The organism is Veillonellales bacterium, from assembly GCA_039680175.1.
In the GTDB taxonomy this organism is placed as follows: Bacteria; Bacillota; Negativicutes; order JAAYSF01; family JAAYSF01; genus JBDKTO01.
Genome location: JBDKTO010000025.1, coordinates 1 through 18,233, shown reverse-complemented (window position 1 = coordinate 18,233; position 18,233 = coordinate 1). Strand labels below are relative to the sequence as shown.

Annotated in this window: 6 protein-coding genes and 1 riboswitch; of the genes, 2 read left to right on the top strand and 4 right to left on the bottom strand. The window is 50.3% G+C overall.

Going from position 1 to position 18,233, the window contains the following annotated elements; translation table 11 throughout:
* Positions 1 to 189 precede the first annotated feature (189 nt).
* A riboswitch (ZMP/ZTP riboswitch) is annotated at positions 190 to 270 on the top strand.
* A 52-nt stretch (positions 271 to 322) separates the two neighbouring features.
* Together pflB and pflA are read left to right on the top strand one after the other, a co-directional pair.
* Positions 323 to 2,551, top strand: coding sequence for a formate C-acetyltransferase (gene pflB / locus ABFC84_03840; GenBank protein ID MEN6411884.1), 2,229 nt, complete (start codon positions 323 to 325; stop codon positions 2,549 to 2,551).
* Between the two features lie 20 nt (positions 2,552 to 2,571).
* Entirely contained in the window at positions 2,572 to 3,297 is a 726-nt protein-coding gene (gene pflA / locus ABFC84_03835; protein ID MEN6411883.1) for a pyruvate formate-lyase-activating protein, read from the top strand.
* Positions 3,298 to 3,346: 49 nt separating this feature from the next.
* Here pflA and ABFC84_03830 read toward each other — a convergent pair whose 3' ends face one another.
* The 4 genes from ABFC84_03830 to ABFC84_03815 all read right to left on the bottom strand — a co-directional run bounded on the left by ABFC84_03830 (position 3,347) and on the right by ABFC84_03815 (position 18,232).
* A complete protein-coding gene (locus tag ABFC84_03830; protein ID MEN6411882.1) occupies positions 3,347 to 5,071 on the bottom strand; it encodes a glutamine--tRNA ligase/YqeY domain fusion protein in 1,725 nt (574 codons plus the stop codon).
* 257 nt (positions 5,072 to 5,328) lie between these two features.
* Positions 5,329 to 8,472, bottom strand: a complete 3,144-nt coding sequence (locus ABFC84_03825) for an efflux RND transporter permease subunit (protein ID MEN6411881.1) — start codon at positions 8,470 to 8,472, stop codon at positions 5,329 to 5,331.
* A complete protein-coding gene (locus ABFC84_03820) occupies positions 8,469 to 9,740 on the bottom strand; it encodes an efflux RND transporter periplasmic adaptor subunit (GenBank protein ID MEN6411880.1) in 1,272 nt (423 codons plus the stop codon). The genes ABFC84_03825 and ABFC84_03820 overlap by 4 nt, the downstream gene beginning before the upstream one ends.
* Before the next feature lie 272 nt (positions 9,741 to 10,012).
* Positions 10,013 to 18,232 carry a hypothetical protein gene (locus ABFC84_03815; GenBank protein ID MEN6411879.1) on the bottom strand — a complete coding sequence of 2,740 codons (8,220 nt, stop codon included), beginning with the start codon at positions 18,230 to 18,232 and terminating at the stop codon, positions 10,013 to 10,015.
* Position 18,233: the final 1 nt, after the last annotated feature.

The following is an 18,233-nucleotide window of genomic DNA, read 5'->3' as shown; positions in this document are numbered from 1 at the left end:
AGAAGAAAACTACAGCAAAATTTATTCTTAGTAAACATGATGAATTTCAATAGCAGCAACTTCATCACCAATTTATAGAATATTCTAGCACGAATTTTGTATCTTGTATACAATTTTAAAAGATTTTTATTTTTTTATTGACGGACTCCTATCCATTCGTTATAATAAGGGCATCTTAATGATGAATACACGCTAATACAGTACTGACGGATAAGTGGAAATAACCACGAGGACTGCATTAGTGAAAAGCCGACCGTCTGGGCATAGTAAAACTATCCCCGGACGGTTTTTTGTTATTCAATTTTGGAGGAGGATGAAATAAATGAAAGCATGGACTGGTTTTAAAAACGGTCTTTGGCAAAACTCCATCAACGTACGGGACTTTATCCAGCAAAATCACCAACCCTATGACGGAGACGGACAATTTTTAGCAGGAGCATCGACTCGTACCTCACAGTTATGGTCCCAATGCACCCAACTTCTCAAACAGGAACATGCAAACAATGGCGTTTTGGATATTGATACCGAACGGGTATCGACCATTACCTCTCACCAACCCGGTTACATTGATAAAACCTGCGAGATTATCTTCGGGCTGCAGACCGATGCTCCCTTAAAACGGGGAGTCATCGTAAACGGCGGCATCCGTATGGCGGAACAAGCCTGTGAAGCCTATGAACGCAAGCTGAATCCAAAAATCAGCGGTATTTATCACAACCACTGCACCACCCACAATACGGCAGTTTTTAACTGCTATACCGAGGAAATGAGACATGCCCGCCGCCTGGGAATCATTACCGGCCTGCCGGATGCCTATGGCCGCGGCCGCATTATCGGCGATTACCGCCGAATTGCCTTATATGGAATCGACCGGCTTATCGAAGGAAAAAAAACCGATTTCAGCCAATCGGCCGATAAGCCCATGTCGGAAATCATAATCCGGCAGCGAGAGGAACTTGCTGCCCAAATCAGCGCTTTAAAAAATATCACAGCCATGGCCGCCAGCTATGGCTGCGATATAAGCCGCCCGGCGGAAACAGCCTGCGAGGCGGTGCAATGGCTATACTTTGGCTACTTAGCGGCTGTCAAGGAGCAAAACGGTGCGGCCATGTCCTTAGGCCGGGTTTCCACCTTTCTCGACATCTATATCCAGCGGGATTTGACTAATGGCATGATAAATGAAGGGGAAGCTCAAGAACTGATTGATCAGTTTGTCATTAAATTACGCTTGGCCAGACATCTGCGTACGCCGGAATACAACGATTTATTTGCCGGAGATCCCCTGTGGGTTACTGAATCCATCGGCGGCATGGGAATAGACGGCCGCACTCTGGTAAGCCGCACTTCGTTCCGGATACTGCACACTCTCTATAACCTGGGTCCGGCACCGGAACCTAATCTGACGGTACTATGGTCCGACGCTCTCCCGGAAAATTTTAAGAAATACTGCGCTCAGGTATCCATTGATACCAGTGCCATTCAATATGAGAATGACGATCTCATGCGTCCGGTATACGGCGATGATTACGGTATCGCCTGCTGCGTGTCGGCAATGAGAATCGGTGAACAAATGCAATTCTTCGGTGCCCGGGCCAACCTGGCCAAAGCATTACTGCTGGCGATTAACGGCGGCCGGGATGAAAAGACCGGCGAACAATTGGCGCCGGTACTGCCCATCCCCCAGGGTGAATATTTGGATTACGCTGTAGTAAGAAAAAACTATTCCACAATTATGGATTGGCTCAGCAAGCTTTACGTCAATACATTGAACTTGATTCATTTCATGCACGATAAATACGCCTACGAACGGTCGCAGATGGCGCTGCACAATACCGAAGTCGGCCGGTTTATGGCTTTCGGCATTGCCGGCCTGTCGGTGGCCGCCGATTCCTTAAGCGCCATTCGCCATGCCAAGGTCAAACCGATCCGCGATGACCGGGGTATTACTACCGGGTTCGAGATAAGCGGCGATTATCCCTGCTTCGGCAATGGAGATGATCGGGTTGACAGTCTGGCAGCAGAAATATCGTCCGAGTTTTCACAAAAGCTGAAGCGCCACCCTGCCTATCGGAATGCCGAACACACTCTCTCCATCTTAACTATCACATCTAATGTGATGTATGGCAAAAAAACCGGTGCCACACCTGACGGCCGCAAAGCCGGCGAGCCTTTCGCCCCCGGCGCCAATCCCATGCACGGCCGGGATCGTTTGGGAGCTTTAGCCGCCTTTCATTCGATCTGCCGTCTGGATTATTCCCAGTGCCGCGACGGTATTTCCTTCACCTTTTCCATTGTCCCCGGAGCATTGGGAAAATGCGCGGAAGTCAGAGTCAATAATCTAGTGGCGCTGTTAGACGGTTACTTTGCCCAGAAAGGACATCATATCAATGTCAATGTTCTCGACCGATCCTTATTGCTGAAAGCCATGGAAAATCCGGAAGAATATCCGCAGTTAACCATCCGGGTTTCCGGTTACGCCGTTCATTTTATCAATCTTACCCGTGCCCAGCAGCAGGAAGTGGTCAGCCGTACCTTCCACCAGGCAATATAGAGAACCATAAGGAGGCACCTATGCTAACAGGCTGCTACCATTCAATGGAGACCTTCGGCACTGTAGACGGTCAGGGAATACGGCTGGTCCTATTTTTGTCCGGCTGCCGGCTCAGCTGCAAATTCTGTCACAATCCGGACACTTGGTCCTGCTCCGGCAAAGAAATTACGGCAGCCCAGGTATTGGCGGCTGTTAACAAATACCGCCGTTATTACGAGGCCAGCGGCGGCGGCATTACCGTAAGCGGCGGCGAGCCGCTGCTGCAGCCGGAATTTGTCGCTGCCTTGTTCAAAAGCTGCCAGGAACAGGGCATCCATACTACCCTGGACACCGCCGGCTACTGCTCACCGGATCAGCTGCGTCAGGTTCTGCCTTATACGGATGCAGTTCTTTTCTCCTTAAAAGCGGTTGAACCGTCTAAACACTATTTTCTAACCGGCCATGATAATACAGAAATTATCGACAATCTCCGATACACTGTCCAAATCCGGCCGGTAACCCTCCGCTATGTCGTTATCCCCGGAGTGAATAACGAACCGGCAGATATCACCGCTCTCGCCAAACTCATTCATTCCCTGCCGCTGCCGGTGCCGGTTGAACTGCTGGCCTATCACACTCTGGGACGCAGCAAATGGGAAAAGCTTGGTTGGAAATATTCACTAGCGGACGTACCGGCCGCCAACGAGCAGGATGTACAAGCTGTCAGAGAACAATTAACGCGGCAAGATATTTCTGTCTTATATTAAAACAAAAGGTTCTAAGCCACTTAGCGGTTTAGAACCTTTTGTTTTTCTCTTATCCCTTCTTCTGAGCCTTAGCCCAGGAATCTCTCAATCCCACAATCTGGTTGAAGACCAGTGCTCCCGGTTGGGAATCCACCGAATCGACCGCAAAATAGCCCTGCCGCAAAAATTGGTAACGGCTGCCCGGCGCCGAATCGGCCAAACTGGATTCCAGCCTGCAGTTCGTAAGCTCAATCAGCGAATTGGGATTCAGCGTGGATATAAAATCCGCTCCCTCCGCTTCTTCCTCAGTTTCCGCCTGAGCCAGCAGCAGATAATCGTAGAGACGGACCACAGCCGGAACAGCATGAGAAACCGATACCCAATGGAGTGTTCCTTTTATTTTCCGGCTGCTGGTAGCCCCGCCGCTCTTGCTTTCAGGATCGTAAGTGCAATGAACTTCCGTTACTTCCCCGGTCTTTTCGTCCTTTACAATTGATTCGCACTTGATGATATAAGCGTGCTTCAAGCGCACTTCCTTACCGGGACTGAGCCGGAAAAATTTTTTCGGCGGATTTTCAGAGAAGTCTTCCTGCTCGATATACAGTTCCCGGGAAAAAGATACTTTGCGTGTACCCATCTCCGGGCATTCCGGATTATTCTCCGCTTCCAGCTCTTCTACCACACCCTCAGGATAATTGTCAATGACGACCTTCAGGGGACGAAGAACCGCCATAGCCCGGGGAGCCCGGGCGTTCAGATCTTCCCGGATACAGTGCTCCAGCATAGCCACATCCACAGTACTGTTGCTTTTGGCGACTCCGATCCGCTCGCAGAAGTCGCGAATTGCCTCCGGCGTATAACCCCGCCGTCTCAGACCTGATATTGTCGGCATCCGCGGATCATCCCACCCGCTTACATAGCCGCCTTCAACCAGTTGGCGGAGCTTACGTTTGCTCATCACTGTATTGGTAAGATTCAGCCGGGCAAATTCGATCTGCCGGGGCCGGTATTCCAGCTTAAGAGTTTCCAGCACCCAGTCATACAGCGGGCGATGGTCTTCAAATTCCAAGGTACAGATGGAATGGGTAATATGCTCCAAAGCATCGGACAGCGGATGGGCATAATCATACATGGGATAGATACACCATTGATCACCGGTACGATGATGAGTCGCCCTTAAAATCCGGTAGATAACCGGATCACGCATATTTACGTTAGGTGAAGCCATGTCAATTTTAGCCCGCAGAACCCGGGAACCGTCCGGGAATTCGCCGGTTCGCATCTTTTCAAACAAGGCAAGATTCTCTGACACCGAGCGGTTCCGGTAAGGACTGTCCTTACCAGGTTCGGTAAGGGTACCCCTATAGGACCGGATTTCATCAGCCGTTAAATCACAGACATAGGCCTTCCCTAATTTTATTAATTGAACTGCATATTGATAAAGCTGTTCAAAATAATCGGAAGCATAAAACATCCGGTCATCCCAGTCAAATCCCAGCCAGTGAACATCCGCCTGAATGGAATCCACATATTCGACTTCCTCTTTGCTGGGATTGGTATCATCAAAGCGCAGGTTGCAAAGGCCGTTATTTTCCTTGGCGATCCCAAAATTAAGACAGATCGATTTAGCGTGGCCAATATGCAGATAGCCGTTCGGTTCCGGCGGAAAGCGGGTATGGACTCTGCTCTCGTTTTTATTGTTCTGTAAATCTTCATTAATAATGTTCTGAATAAAATTTGAAGGTAAAACAGGGTTGGTGCTCATCCTCATGGCTCCTTTTTCAGTTATATCCATTCTTTGTTCGTCATTTGTCGAATATTTCCTGCTTTACAAATCTCCATATCGCCGTCATTGCTATAAAGTCTTTTAATTTTTTCCTTACTGCTTACCTGTATCCCCTTATTTTACCCAAACGCCGCATATATATACTGTCATTGGAGGCGTGACGACGAAGCAATCTGCTGAAAAAGACAGCGAGATTGCTTCACTATTGTTCGCAATGACAACTTATTTTTTTACCAACTGCTCCGTTTTCAGGCTGCCGTACCGTCTTATCCCGCAGACTGCTGTCCTTTGCCTGCTAAGCGCTTATAAGCATGACTGATGGCATGCCTATATCTTGAGAAAGGCTTACCTTCAAAATATAAAAAGATAATCGGTATGCCAACCAGCGTAAAAAACGTGGAGGAAGTCAAGCCGCCGATTACTACCCAGGCCATGGCGACCCGAGTCTCCGAGCCGGCAGTTAAAGCGAGCGCCATTGGCAGCATTCCCGTTATCATCGTCAAAGTAGTCATAAAAATAGGCTTCAGCCTGGTTTTACCGGCTTCAATGACAGCATCCCGGGCATTCATCCCCCTCCCCATCAGCGTCATCGTATAATCTAAAAGCAGTGTGCCGTTTTTAGCCACTACACCGTCCATTACCAGGATTCCAATTAAAGAATATAGATTAAGAGTATTGCGAGTAATGGCCAATAGGGTTAATGCGCCGATTAAGCCGAAGGGAAGTGAAAACATCCGAATAAACGACGTAGAGAGAGATTCATATAAGGTAGACAAAAGCATATAGACTAAAAGTAAGGATAAACCAAGCGCCTGCGCCATTTCGGTGAAAGTGCTTTTCATGTTATCCGCCTGACCGGTAAACCGGTAAGTCACATTTGTCCCCAGATCTTCCGGCTTTATACTCTTGGAAATATCATTCAATACATCCTGCAAGGGACGATCGGTTATATTGGCGGCGATATTGATCGACTCCTGCTTATCCACCCGCCGCAGCATAACCGGTCCGACACTATCCTGCAGCCGGGCCACATCGCTTAATCTGACTAACCCTGTTCCGGCCTGAACCGGTATAGAACTTATATCAGATGCCTTAAAGCCGTCACTGTTTTTAATCCGTACATAAATATCGGTATCCTGGCTGTCATTGGTAGGATCGTTGGCATAATAGCCGGCCAGTGTCCCGGCTACTGCGCCGGAAAATACATTGTTCACTTCATTAACGGTAGTATTAAAGAATTTAAGCCGTTCCCTGTCAACCACCAGACGGATTTCCGGCATACCTTCACTGTAGGAACTGCGAACATCTTTTACCCCGGGAACCGTAGAAACAATATCCTGAATCCTATAGGAGGCCTTAATAATATTGTCAAGGCTGGCTCCCCGCAGCTCAATCTGCACCGGAGAAGTGTTAGGGCCGCCGCCGCCGGTTCCGCTGCCGCCGGATACCCCGGCAACGGAAGACTGAGTTTCACTGACCTGCGATGTGGCCTGGGGATAATTTTTCCTGAGATACTGCCGTATCTGATCAGTGACCTGCCAAACACTGCGGTTCCGCTCTTTTCGATCAACCATTTGCACGCTGATACTGCCATAGCTTCCAGCCGGAGTTCCCACACTCGACAGATAATTAGTAATTTCCGGCACTGTCGTAAGATACTCTTCTATTTTTCTTACTTCGCTATTCGTCTGATCAATATTCTGGCCTACCGGAAACTGCATCATAATCCGGAAGCTGCCCTCATCTGTTTTCGGCATATACTCGGAGCCAATAATTCCTAAAGGAATAAAAGAAAGGGTGGCAAAAAAAATCAACGCAATACTTACCATAATCTTTGCCGGATTCTTCAAGCTCCAATGTAATATCTTTCCATATTTTTCTATTGCCCCGTTTTCCAAACGCGCCATAAAATCCCATAGCTTGCCTCTCGGTTCCACAATTCCGTTTGCATAAAACCGGGATGCCAGCATCGGCGTCAAGGTAAAGGATACAAAAAGTGAACATAACGTAGCAAAGACAATTGTCAGGCCGAATTGCCGGAAAAACTGCCCGGTCATTCCGGTCATAAAGGCGATTGGCATAAAGACTACTACATCACAAAGGGTGATCGCCAAAGCAGCCATGCCAATCTCTGTTCGGCCCTCTTCCGCTGCCGTCTTCGCATCCTTTCCCATGCGAAAATGGCGATGAATATTCTCCAGCACCACAATAGAATCATCCACCAGCGTGCCAATACACAAGGACATTCCCAGCAGCGACATCATATTAAAAGTAAAACCTGCAATATACATCACAAAGAAAGTAGAAATTAAGGAAGTCGGTATCGCAATCAAAACAGCGGCAGCAGAACGCCAGCCCCGCAAAAACAGATATAATACCAGGCCAGTTGTGAACAGTCCTTCAATCAGCGCTTCCAGCGTATTATGAAGAGCATCCTGCACATATGTGGAAGAATCAGTAATCGTTACAAACTGATAGTCCGGATATTCGGCACGTAAACTATCCAATTGCTGTTTTACCGCTTTTACTGTATCCACCAAATTGGCATCGCTATTTTTATAAATTGTCAGCGACACTACATCCTGTCCGTTCGTGCGGGCATAACGGGTAACTCTTTTATCCTGTTCCCTAACGGTGGCAAGATCCGTTAGCGGTATATTGATACCTTTGGCATTCGTAACATGAATGCCCGCCAGTTCTTCCGGCGAAGCATATTGAGCCGTCAAGCGCACATTCGTCTCCGTTTTATCGGTAAAAACCGATCCGGCCGGAGTCAGTACATTTTCCTGCTGAATCCGGTTGGCAATCTGGCTTAGAGAAATATTGTAATAAGACAGCTTATCTTTATCAACTTCAACCGCCACTTCTTTATCCCGGCCGCCGAACAGCGTAACGTCAGACACGCCGCTGGCTCTTTGCAGCCGTTCCACAAATACATCATTCGCCAGCGTATATACATCCGACAGCGGCTTGCCGGAAACAACGGAGATTTCCATAATGGGGGTAGCGTTAATATCCCTTTTAATAACCGACGGCGTCTTCACCGCAGTAGGCAGCTTGCTCATAGCCGCGTTGACATACTGGGTCGCGTCGATAGCCGAAGTCGCTACATTGGCCCAAAATTCAAATTCTAACGTTATCTGCGCCTTTTCCGGACGGGCAACTGATGTAATATGCTTTAGGTTTGATAAAGATGACAAGGCATTTTCCAAAGGTTTGATAACATCTTCCTCAACTTGTTCCGTCCCGGCACCCGGATAATTTACCGTCACTGTTACATAAGGGATATTAACCGACGGTAACAATTCCACGCCGATGCGATAAAAGCTGAATAACCCCAGTACGACGAATAACATAACAATCATCGATATGCCGACTGGTTTCTGAATGGAAAACCGGGTGATGTTCACTGACTGTCACCCCCACCATCCAGGGCAACCAAATTCGGTACTATTGTCAGTCCTGACCGCAGCCGGGAAAGATTATTGAGGGCAATTTTTTCACCTTCCGTTAATCCAGCCAGTATTTCCACATTTTGATCGCCTCTGGCGCCAATCTGAACGGTACGCTCTTCCGCTGCATTCTGCTCATTAATAACAAAAACATAACTCTTGCCGTTCTTTTCTAATATCGCCGTCTTGGGAACTACCAGAACATCAGACCGCAAAACCGTATTCAGAATCGTCCGGGTAAACATACCGCTTCTAACGGCAGTATCCGGTTCCGTAAGATCGATACGCAAAGAAAATACCAAGTTAGAGCTGTCACTGGCCGGACTTATGTAAATAATTTTACCGGGAAACTGTCTCCCTAATGTTTCAATTTGCACATTCACGTCCATACCGATGGACAAAGCCGGCAAATCCTGCTCGGATACTTGACAATCCACATGGATCTCGCTGTTATCCACAATCGTCAGCAATTTTTGCCCGGCGGAAACAATAGCGCCGACTTCGGCCTGACGATAGCCGATCATTCCGGAAAATGGCGCCCGTAAGATGAGATCATCCCGTTGCTTTTCGGCGGCGGCAATACCGTGCCGGGCTTTTTCGGCCACAGCCTGCGCAGATTCTACTGTCGCCGGTACATAATTGGAATTCATTTGATTTACCAAAGCATCCAAAGTCGCCTTGGCATCCAGCATTTGCTGCTCATCAATATCCAAAGTGTCTTTCGCTATTCCGCCTACCTCATATAATGTCTTATAGCGCTGGTAAGTGGCCGCAGCCCGATCGTAATCCGCCTTAGCTTTATTATAATTAGCATTAAACGCCACATTACTGTTTGCCGCATCAGCAGAGGCCTGTTGATAAGACGCCTGATTTTGCTTAATTGTCAATTCCGCATCACCGGTATCCTGTACTATCAGCACCTGCCCCGCTGCTACCCGCTGGCCTAAATCTGTATTGACCGCAGCAATCCTGCCTTGATATTTTGCCGCAATATCGACCTGAGCCTTTGGCACTGTCTGTCCGGTAAGCGATATGCGTTTTATCAATTGCGTCCGGGGAACACTTAACACATCCACCGTAGTCTGCACTTTATTTCCCGACCCTGATTTACCCGCAGCCTGTTTGCGAGTCATCTGCACCGTTATCGCCAGACATAAAATCAGTAAAATGCCAATAATGAGAAATGACTTCCGCTTATTTCCCTCTTGCCAAAACCGGTGGTTCATCTAATGAATCTCCTTCCCTGCCCATTGCTGCCGCTTAAGAAATGTTAATTTCCTTTCTATTTTACACTAAAAATATGACAAAAATATGACATGAAAGAACCCCCTCGATGAATGTCAATCCCATTTTTAGACTATTAACAAATGTTATCATAGCATAATCATGCAAAAATAGTCCATATCATCAACAAGATACGGACTATTTTTTAAAATGACGCGGTTTGATATGAGAATGCGGCGCTTTTTTAACCACAGAGAGCACAGAAAAATTCCGCTCAATTCGTATAAATATATACAGCTTTAATTTGTGCAAGGGAAAGCCCCATATCATGCATTGCGGTCAACAGGCTGACGGCGACAATCGGTTTGTTCTTCACATCGTCTGTTTCCTGTATCAGCTTCTTAGCTCCTTCATCTAGAGGATAGACTAACAGGGTTGTACCATTAAAACCGACATTATATACCCCCGTTGCACCGCTATCCAGGCTGACGGTAGCATAAGCAGTCTTGCATTCAGCCTTTACATTCGCCGTTGGTTCGGATTTTAGCGATGACGGAACCAACGTTATTTGCTGACCGTCAGATGAAACAGCATAGGCTCCATAAGTCTGTCTTTCCTGATTTTCCATTCTATAAACCGGGATCTCATTTGTCTGCGATTCTTGTGCCGCCGAAGGAGACGAATTTGCAGCAGCGGCACTCACCGTCATTGAATCACCGGAGCTGTTTATCGTGTAATTTTCGGAAACGCCTTTACTTCCTGTCAGGATCAGCGAACCGCCCGGTGCAGTTTCCTGGCCACTTTCTTCCTGATCTGCATCTGTCGGATCTTGCTGTCCATCACCCTGCTGGTCATTACTGCCTTGCTGCCCTGTTGCTTGGTCACTGCCGCTTGGTGAACCTGCTGCTTGCTGACCGATGCCCTGCTGCTGTCCATCACCCTGCAGGCCTGTTCCTCCCTGGCCTGCACTCGACTGACTGGGTTTTGGCGATACCGGCTGAGTCGTCCCCGCCGTAGTTCCTTCACCCTTTATAATAGTAACTGGTGAAGCCGGAGCTTGTCCTATTTGTGAAGGATTGTTCTCCGCCGTAGTGGTGGGGACATCCGGCTCCCCGGCTCGATTATCTGCGTCGCTGACAGCATCGTGCTCGCCGCTGGCGCTGGCACCGTTAATACTAGTCATGATATAACCGTTAGAATCCCGCAGTACTAAGGGGCTGCCGTTTAGCGACACCGTATTAAAATCATTAACTGTATTGCCTAAATTAATGCTGCCGCCGTTCGCATCCACTGTTGTGTTTCCAGTCACCACAATGCTATTTGCCGGGGTTGTCTGGCTTACGTCCCCATGGGCCGTCAATGTCAGACTCCCTGCCGTGATATCATTCAGCGTAATGCCGTTTTTATCGTTGACTGTTACCGTATTACCGGCTGCTCCCAAACTGTTAAAGTCATTATCACCATTCGTCAGCGTGATTGCATTATCTCCGGCATTAAACGTCGCCGCCCCTTTCGCGACAATCGCCTGGTCTTGGGTAATATTCCCGCCTGCCGTCAGTCTAAAAGTTCCGCTGGTGGTTACTCCGACTGTTGTCACTCCGTTCGCCGTAACCATGCCGATATTGACCGCTCCCGTATTGTTCAAGACGATGCTGCCGGTATTGGCGGCCAGGGTGCTGATCGTATTGCTCTGCGTTCCCAGCTCGAAGTCACCGCCGTTCCCTGTCAAATCAAGGCCGCCGGCGGTAATCGGTGCATTTCCGGCCACAGTTCCGCTGCTGATCAGGTTCACACTGCCGCTGCCGGCGTTGATACCGCTTAGTACTGTCCCGTCGGTCCGTGTCACTTCCCCTAGCGCAAAGCCGCCGTCGTCCCGCAGCGTGATGTCATGACCGGCGGCGGTGATCGCCGCCGTACCGATGGTGTTAGCTTCGTTCAGGTTAACGTTTCCGTCGGCACTTACCGCCAGATTCCCCGCACTGATTGTCTGGCCGGGAACCTGACTCACATTGCCGCCGGCTGTCAGATCCAGCAAGTTGGTCACGTTCGAGCTGCCCAGCGTAATGCCGTTTTGGTCTTTTATGGCGGCGTTAGAACTATTAGAAATCACAACCGTACCAAAGTCATTATTATCATTGTTCAGCGTAATATTCTGCGGACTGCTCATTGTCCCTGCCGTTAATGTCGTGGTTCCGTTATGGGCATCTATTGCGCCGCTTTGGCTGATGGCGCCTGCAACTGCCGTTACCGTCAGGTCGCCGGAAACATTCGAGGTTTCCAGCCGGATATCGTTAGCATCATGAACCGTAACGTTTCCGCCGGTCAGGGCGACGCTGTCCTTATAGTCGTTGGCATCATCGGCTAGGGTAATATTCCCACCGCCGGCGTTAATGGCTGCCGCTCCGGTCGTGCTGATGGCCTTGGTTTGCGTAATATCGCCGTCTGCCGTCAGGCTAAAGGTTCCGGTTGTGGTTACTCCGTCCGTTGTTACTCCGTTCGCCGTAACGCTGCCGACGTCGATCGCTCCGCTATTCCTCAAGGTGATGCTGCCGGTATCCGCCGCCAATGTCCCAATATTATTGGGCTGCTCCAAGTCAAACGTACCGCCGGCGCCCGTCAATTCCAGGCCGCCCGCTGTTATCGGCTGAGTTTGCGTTACCGTCCCCGCATCGCCGGTAATCAGCTGCACGCTGCCTGTCGTTCCGGCGTTGATCCCGCTAAGCGTCGTCCCCTCGGTCCGCTGTACGTCCCCTATCGTAAACCCGCCGTCATCCCGCACGGTAATCTCATGGCCGGCAGCAGCCACCGCCGCCGTGCCGATTGTGTTGGCTTCTTTCAAATTCACATTCCCGCCGGCACTCGCCGCCAGTTCGGCCGCATCCATGCTAGTTCCGGCCGTCTGGCTGATTCCGTTGTCTGCCGTAAGGTCTACCAAGCCTCCCGACGCATTTATATTGCCTAGTTCCATACCGTTTGTACTCACATCATGCAGCGTGACGTTTGACCCTGCGGCCGTAATGCTGCCTACAAAATCGTTTGCCTTGTCCAGTGTGATATCGGCCGGACTCCCTGTAGTTCCCGCCGTAATGGTCGTTGTACCCGGTACTGTGATCGTCGTATTATCTGCTTGGCTCACTGCTCCGCCGCTGGTTACCACCAGATTTTGCCCGGCTGTTACTTCTCCTAAAGTTGTCGCTGTGGTATTCGTCAGGTTGATATCATTCGTTCCGCTATTGGCCAGCGTTACTGTTCCGGTAAAGGTATTGCTGCTGCTTCCCAGGTCAATAGCTCCTGCTCCCGCCTCGATATCGGTCGTTCCCTCTATCGTCAGGCTGCCAGTGGTCTGGCTCATACCGCCCGTGGCGCTGAATTGCGCGTTGTCGGCTACCGTAATTGCGCCGCTGTCAATGATATCTCCATTACCAGCCTCAACGCTGAGATTGCCTCCCGCCGTGACAGTCCCTACGTCTATGCTGTCAGCATCATGCAGCGTTATATCATTACCGGCGGCGTTTACCGTACCGCCAAATTTGTTGGCCTCATCAAGCTGGATGTCTCCTGTCCCGGCGTCAAATGTCGCCGTGCCGTCAGTCTCAATCGCCTGGTCTTGGGTAATATTTCCGCCGGCCGTCAGGCTAAAAGTGCCGCTGGTCTTTACGCCGTCCGTCTCGACTCCGTTCGCCGCAACGCTGCCGATGTCGATCGCTCCGCTATTCTTCAAGGTGATGCTGCCGGTATCCGCCGCCAAGGTCCCGATATTATTGGGCTGCTCCAGATCGAACGTCCCGCCATCACCCGTCAGTTCCAAACCCCTCGCCGTGATCGGCTGACTCTCCGTTACCGTCCCGGTAGTGATCAGCTGTACGCTGCCGCTCCCGGCGTTGATGCCGTTCAAAACCGTCCCGTCGGTCCGTGTCACTTCCCCTATGGCAAAGCCGCCGTCATCCCGCAGAGTGATGTCATGACCGGAGGCATCTACTGCCGCCGTACCGATCGTGTTGGCTTCTTTCAGATTGACGCTGCCGCCAGCTCTCGCCGCCAAGTTCGTGGCACTAATGGTCTTGCCAGCCGTCTGACTGATTCCGCCGCCTGCCGTCAAGTCCAGCAACCCTGTGGCACTGATGTTGCCCAATTCCATATCATTGGCGTCGGCCAGTGTCACGTTTGCTCCCGCTGCCGTTATGCTGTCTTTGAAATCGTTGCTGCCGCTATTCAGGACAATGTCATGCGTCCCGGCGTCCAACGTCGCCGTGCCGTCCGTCTCAATCGCCTGGTCTTGCGTAATATCGCCGCCTGCCGTCAGGCTAAACGTGCCGCTGGTGGTTACTCCGACCGTTGTCACTCCGTTCGCCGTCACAGTGCCAATCTTGACTGCTCCGGTATTGTTCAAGATGACGCTGCCGGTACGGGCGGCCAAGATACTGATGGTATTGTTCTGCGTTCCTAATTCGAAGTCGCCGCCGGTTCCCGTCAAAGCAAGGCCGCTCGCGGTAATCGGTGCATTTCCGTTTACTGTACCGGAACTGATCAGGTGTACGTTCTTAGCCTCTATACCCTTTAACGTCGTTCCGTTGCTCCGCACAACGCTTCCCAGGCTAAAGCCGCCGTCATCCCGCAGCGTAACATCATGGCCGGCAGCCTCCACCGCCGCCGTACCGATGGTATTCGCTTCTTTCAGGTTCACATTCCCACCGGCGCTTACTGCCAGGTTCGTGGCCGTTATTGTCTGGCCGGAAACCTGACTCACATTGCCGCCGGCTGTCAGTGTCAAACTGCTGCCGTTGATGTTGTCCAGTATAATACCGTTCTTATCGTTGACCGTTACTGCACTGCCGGTTGCCCCAAAGCTACCGAAGTCGTTATCGCTATTGCTTAAAGTAATAACCTGCGCTACCGGATGGCCATCGCTATCCGTGCTCTGGGCCGTCACTGCCGTTGCCCCGGTGACTATTACTTTATTCCCTGTTCCCGTCTGGCTCACGGCTCCGTGCGCTGTCAGGTTCAGGCTGCTTGCCGTAATGTCGTCCAAGGTAATCCCGCTGGCATCATTGACTGTTACCGCACTGCCTTTGGCTCCGAAGCTGCCGAAGTCGTTATCGGCGTTGTTCAAGGTGATAATGCTGCCGTTGGCATCCACTGCCGTTGCCCCGGTGACTATTACTTTATTCCCAACTCCCGTCTGACTTACGGCTCCGTGCGCCGTCAAGTTCAGGCTGCCTGCCGTAATATCATCCAAGGTAATCCCGTTGGTATCATTAATGCTTACTGCACTACCCGTTGCTCCTAAGCTGCCAAAGTTGTTCCCGGTATCCTGCAGCGTGATCTCCTTTTCATTCCCAACGGTTCCTGCCGTTAATGTCGTGGTTCCGCTATGGGCATCTATCGCTCCGCTCTGACTGATATCTCCGCCGCTCGTTACCGTCAGGTTCTGACCAGCCGTTACTCCCGCCAGTTTCGTTGCTTTCGTATTTGTCAAGCTGATGTCATTGGTTCCGCTGTTGGTCAATGTTACCGCGCCGGTGAAGCTGTTGCCGCTATTGCCAAGGCTGATGACTCCCGCTCCGGCGCTGATATTTGTCGTGTCGGTTACTGTCAGGACGCCGGCCTGAGTTACATCCCCGTGGGCGGTAATGTTCAGCACTGTTGCCTGGGTAGTTCCTAGTTTCAGCGCATTGGCATCATGAACATCAATCGTTCCGCCTGTCAACGTAAGGCCGTCTTTAAAGTCGTTGGTATCATCGGCTAAGGTAATGTTCCCGCTGCCGGCGTTAATTGTCGCCGCTCCGGTTACGTCCAGTTTGCCGCTTTGGGTGATATTCCCGTTGCCTAATGTCGCAACGCCCAGTGTCCCGCTTACTGTCGACTGCCCCAAATCAATATCGTTATTATCTTTCAGACTGACATTTTTGCCTTGACTGATGATGACTGTTTTAAAGTTGTTCGTATCATTATTCAGCGTGATATCTGCCGGACTGTTTGTCGTCCCGGCCGTCAATGTTATGGTTCCACTATGAGCATCGATCGCTCCGCTCTGACTGATGGCTCCATTAACCGCTGTAATTGTCAGGTTGCCGGAAACGTTCGAAGTTCCCAGCCGGATGTCGTTGGCATCATGAACCGTTACGGTTTTGCCGATCAAGGCGACGCTGTTCTTAAAGTCGTTGGTATCATCGGCTAAGGTGATGTTCCCGCCACCGGCGTTAATCTCTGCCGCTCCGGTTACGTCCAGTTTACCGCTTTGGGTGATGCTGCCGTTGTTTAATGTCGCAACGCCCAGTGTCCCGCTTACCGTTGACGGTCCTAAATCAATATCGTTATCATCTTTCAGGCTGACGTTTTCGCCACGATTGATTATGACTGTTTTAAAGTTGTTCGCATCGTTATCCATCGTGATATTTGCCGGAGTGCTTAACGTTCCTGCCGTTAATGTTGTGGTTCCGCTATGATCATCGATCGCCGTTCCCGTTGTCTGCCCTATGGTCTGGTCGGCTGTAATAGTTAAATTCCTGCCGATAGTTTGGCTGCCTAAAGTTATAGTGCCGGTTGCCCCGCTAGCGCTATAGGCCGCATCCTGCCCTACACTCACCAGAGTGCCGCTTTGGCTGATGGCTCCATTAGCCGCCGTTACCGTCAGGTCGCCGCTCACTGTGGACGCACCCAGATCAATTCCGTTCTTATCTTTCAAAGATACGGTGCTGCCGTGAACGACAGATACGGTACCAAAGTCATTTCCCGCATTGTCCAGCGTTATATTTGCCGGAACCGCTTCTGTTCCTGCCGTTAATGTCGTAGTTCCGTTATGAGCATCTATTGCTCCGCTTTGAGTAATTGCTCCTGCAGCTACCGTTACCGTCAGATTGCCGGAAACATTCGAGGTTCCCAACTGGATATCATTAGCATCTTTCAGACTAACGTTTGCGCCACGATTGATTGTAACTGTTTTAAAGTCATTGGTATCATTGTTCAGGGTAATGTCCTGAGGACTGCTTGTCGTTCCTGCCGTTAATGTCGTGGTTCCGTTATGCGCATCTATTGCTCCGCTTTGAGTAATTGCTCCTGCAGCTGCCGTTACCGTCAGATTGCCGGAAACATTCGAGGTTCCCAACTGGATATCACTAGCATCTTTCAGACTAACGTTTGCGCCACGATTGATTGTGACTGTTTTAAAGTCATTGGTATCATTGTTCAGGGTAATGTCCTGAGGACTGCTTGTCGTCCCTGCCGTTAATATTGTGGTTCCACTATGAGCATCGATCGCCGTTCCCGTTGTCTGCCCTATGGTCTGTTCGGCTGTAATAGTTAAATTTCTGCCGATAGTTTGGCTTCCCAAGGTTACACTGCCGGTTGTCCCGCTGGCAGTATAGGCCGCATCCTGCCCTACACTCACCAGAGTGCCACTTTGGCTGATGGCTCCATTAACCGCTGTAATTGTCAGGTCGCCGGTCACATTCGATGTTCCCAGCCGGATGTCATTGGCATCATGAACCGTAACGTTTTTACCGGTCACGGCAACGCTGTTCTTAAAGTCGTTGGTATCCTCGGCTAAGATAATGTTCCCGCTGCCGGCGTTAATGTCTGCCGCTCCGGTTACATCCAGTTTCCCGCTTTGGGTAATATTCCCGTTGTTTAATGTCGCAACGTTCAGTGTCCCGCTTACCGTTGACGGACCCAAATCAATATCGTTATCATCTTTCAGACTAACGTTTGCGCCGCGATTGATTGTGACTGTTTTAAAGTTGTTCGTATCATTGTTCAGCGTGATATCTGCCGGACTGTTTGTCGTCCCGGCCGTCAATGTTGTGGTTCCGTTAGCAGCATCTATCGCTCCGCTCTGGCTGATATCTCCGCCGCTGGTTACCGTCAGGTTGTGACCGGCTGTTACCCCGGCCAGTTCCGTTGTTGTGGCATTCGTCAGGATGATGTCATTCGTAGTTCCGCTGTTGCCTAATGTTACCGCTCCGGTGAAGCTGTTGCCGTCATTGCCAAGGTTGATGGCTCCCGCTCCGGCTTCAACATCCGTCGTTCCGCCGACAACCAGTGCTCCGTTCTGAGTAACACCAAGTGCCGACACATAAAGGTCGTGAGCTACCGTGATAGCCGGCAATTCCAGCGGCGTAGTATCCACTATAGATACATTTTGGAGATGATTACCTGCTATAGATAAGGAACCATCAAACTCATTGCTGGAATTGTTGATAGAAATGGATGAACTTGATCCGTTGGCCGCAAAGGATGCCGTAGACGATGCATTCGTTACTTTCAGCGGCCCGCTGTTGGTTATATTCCCGGCGGCTACCGTTACTGTTAAATCACCGGTGACATTCGATGCGCCAAGGTCTATGCCGTCGGTATCGGTTAAGGTTACATCCTTGCCGCTTGTTACTGCTACTGTGCCAAAATTATTCCCGGCTTGGCTGAGAGTAATGTCGTTGCCGCCGGCAATCAGCGTTGTTGTTCCCGGCACTGTAATCACTGTACCATCTGCCTGACTGATT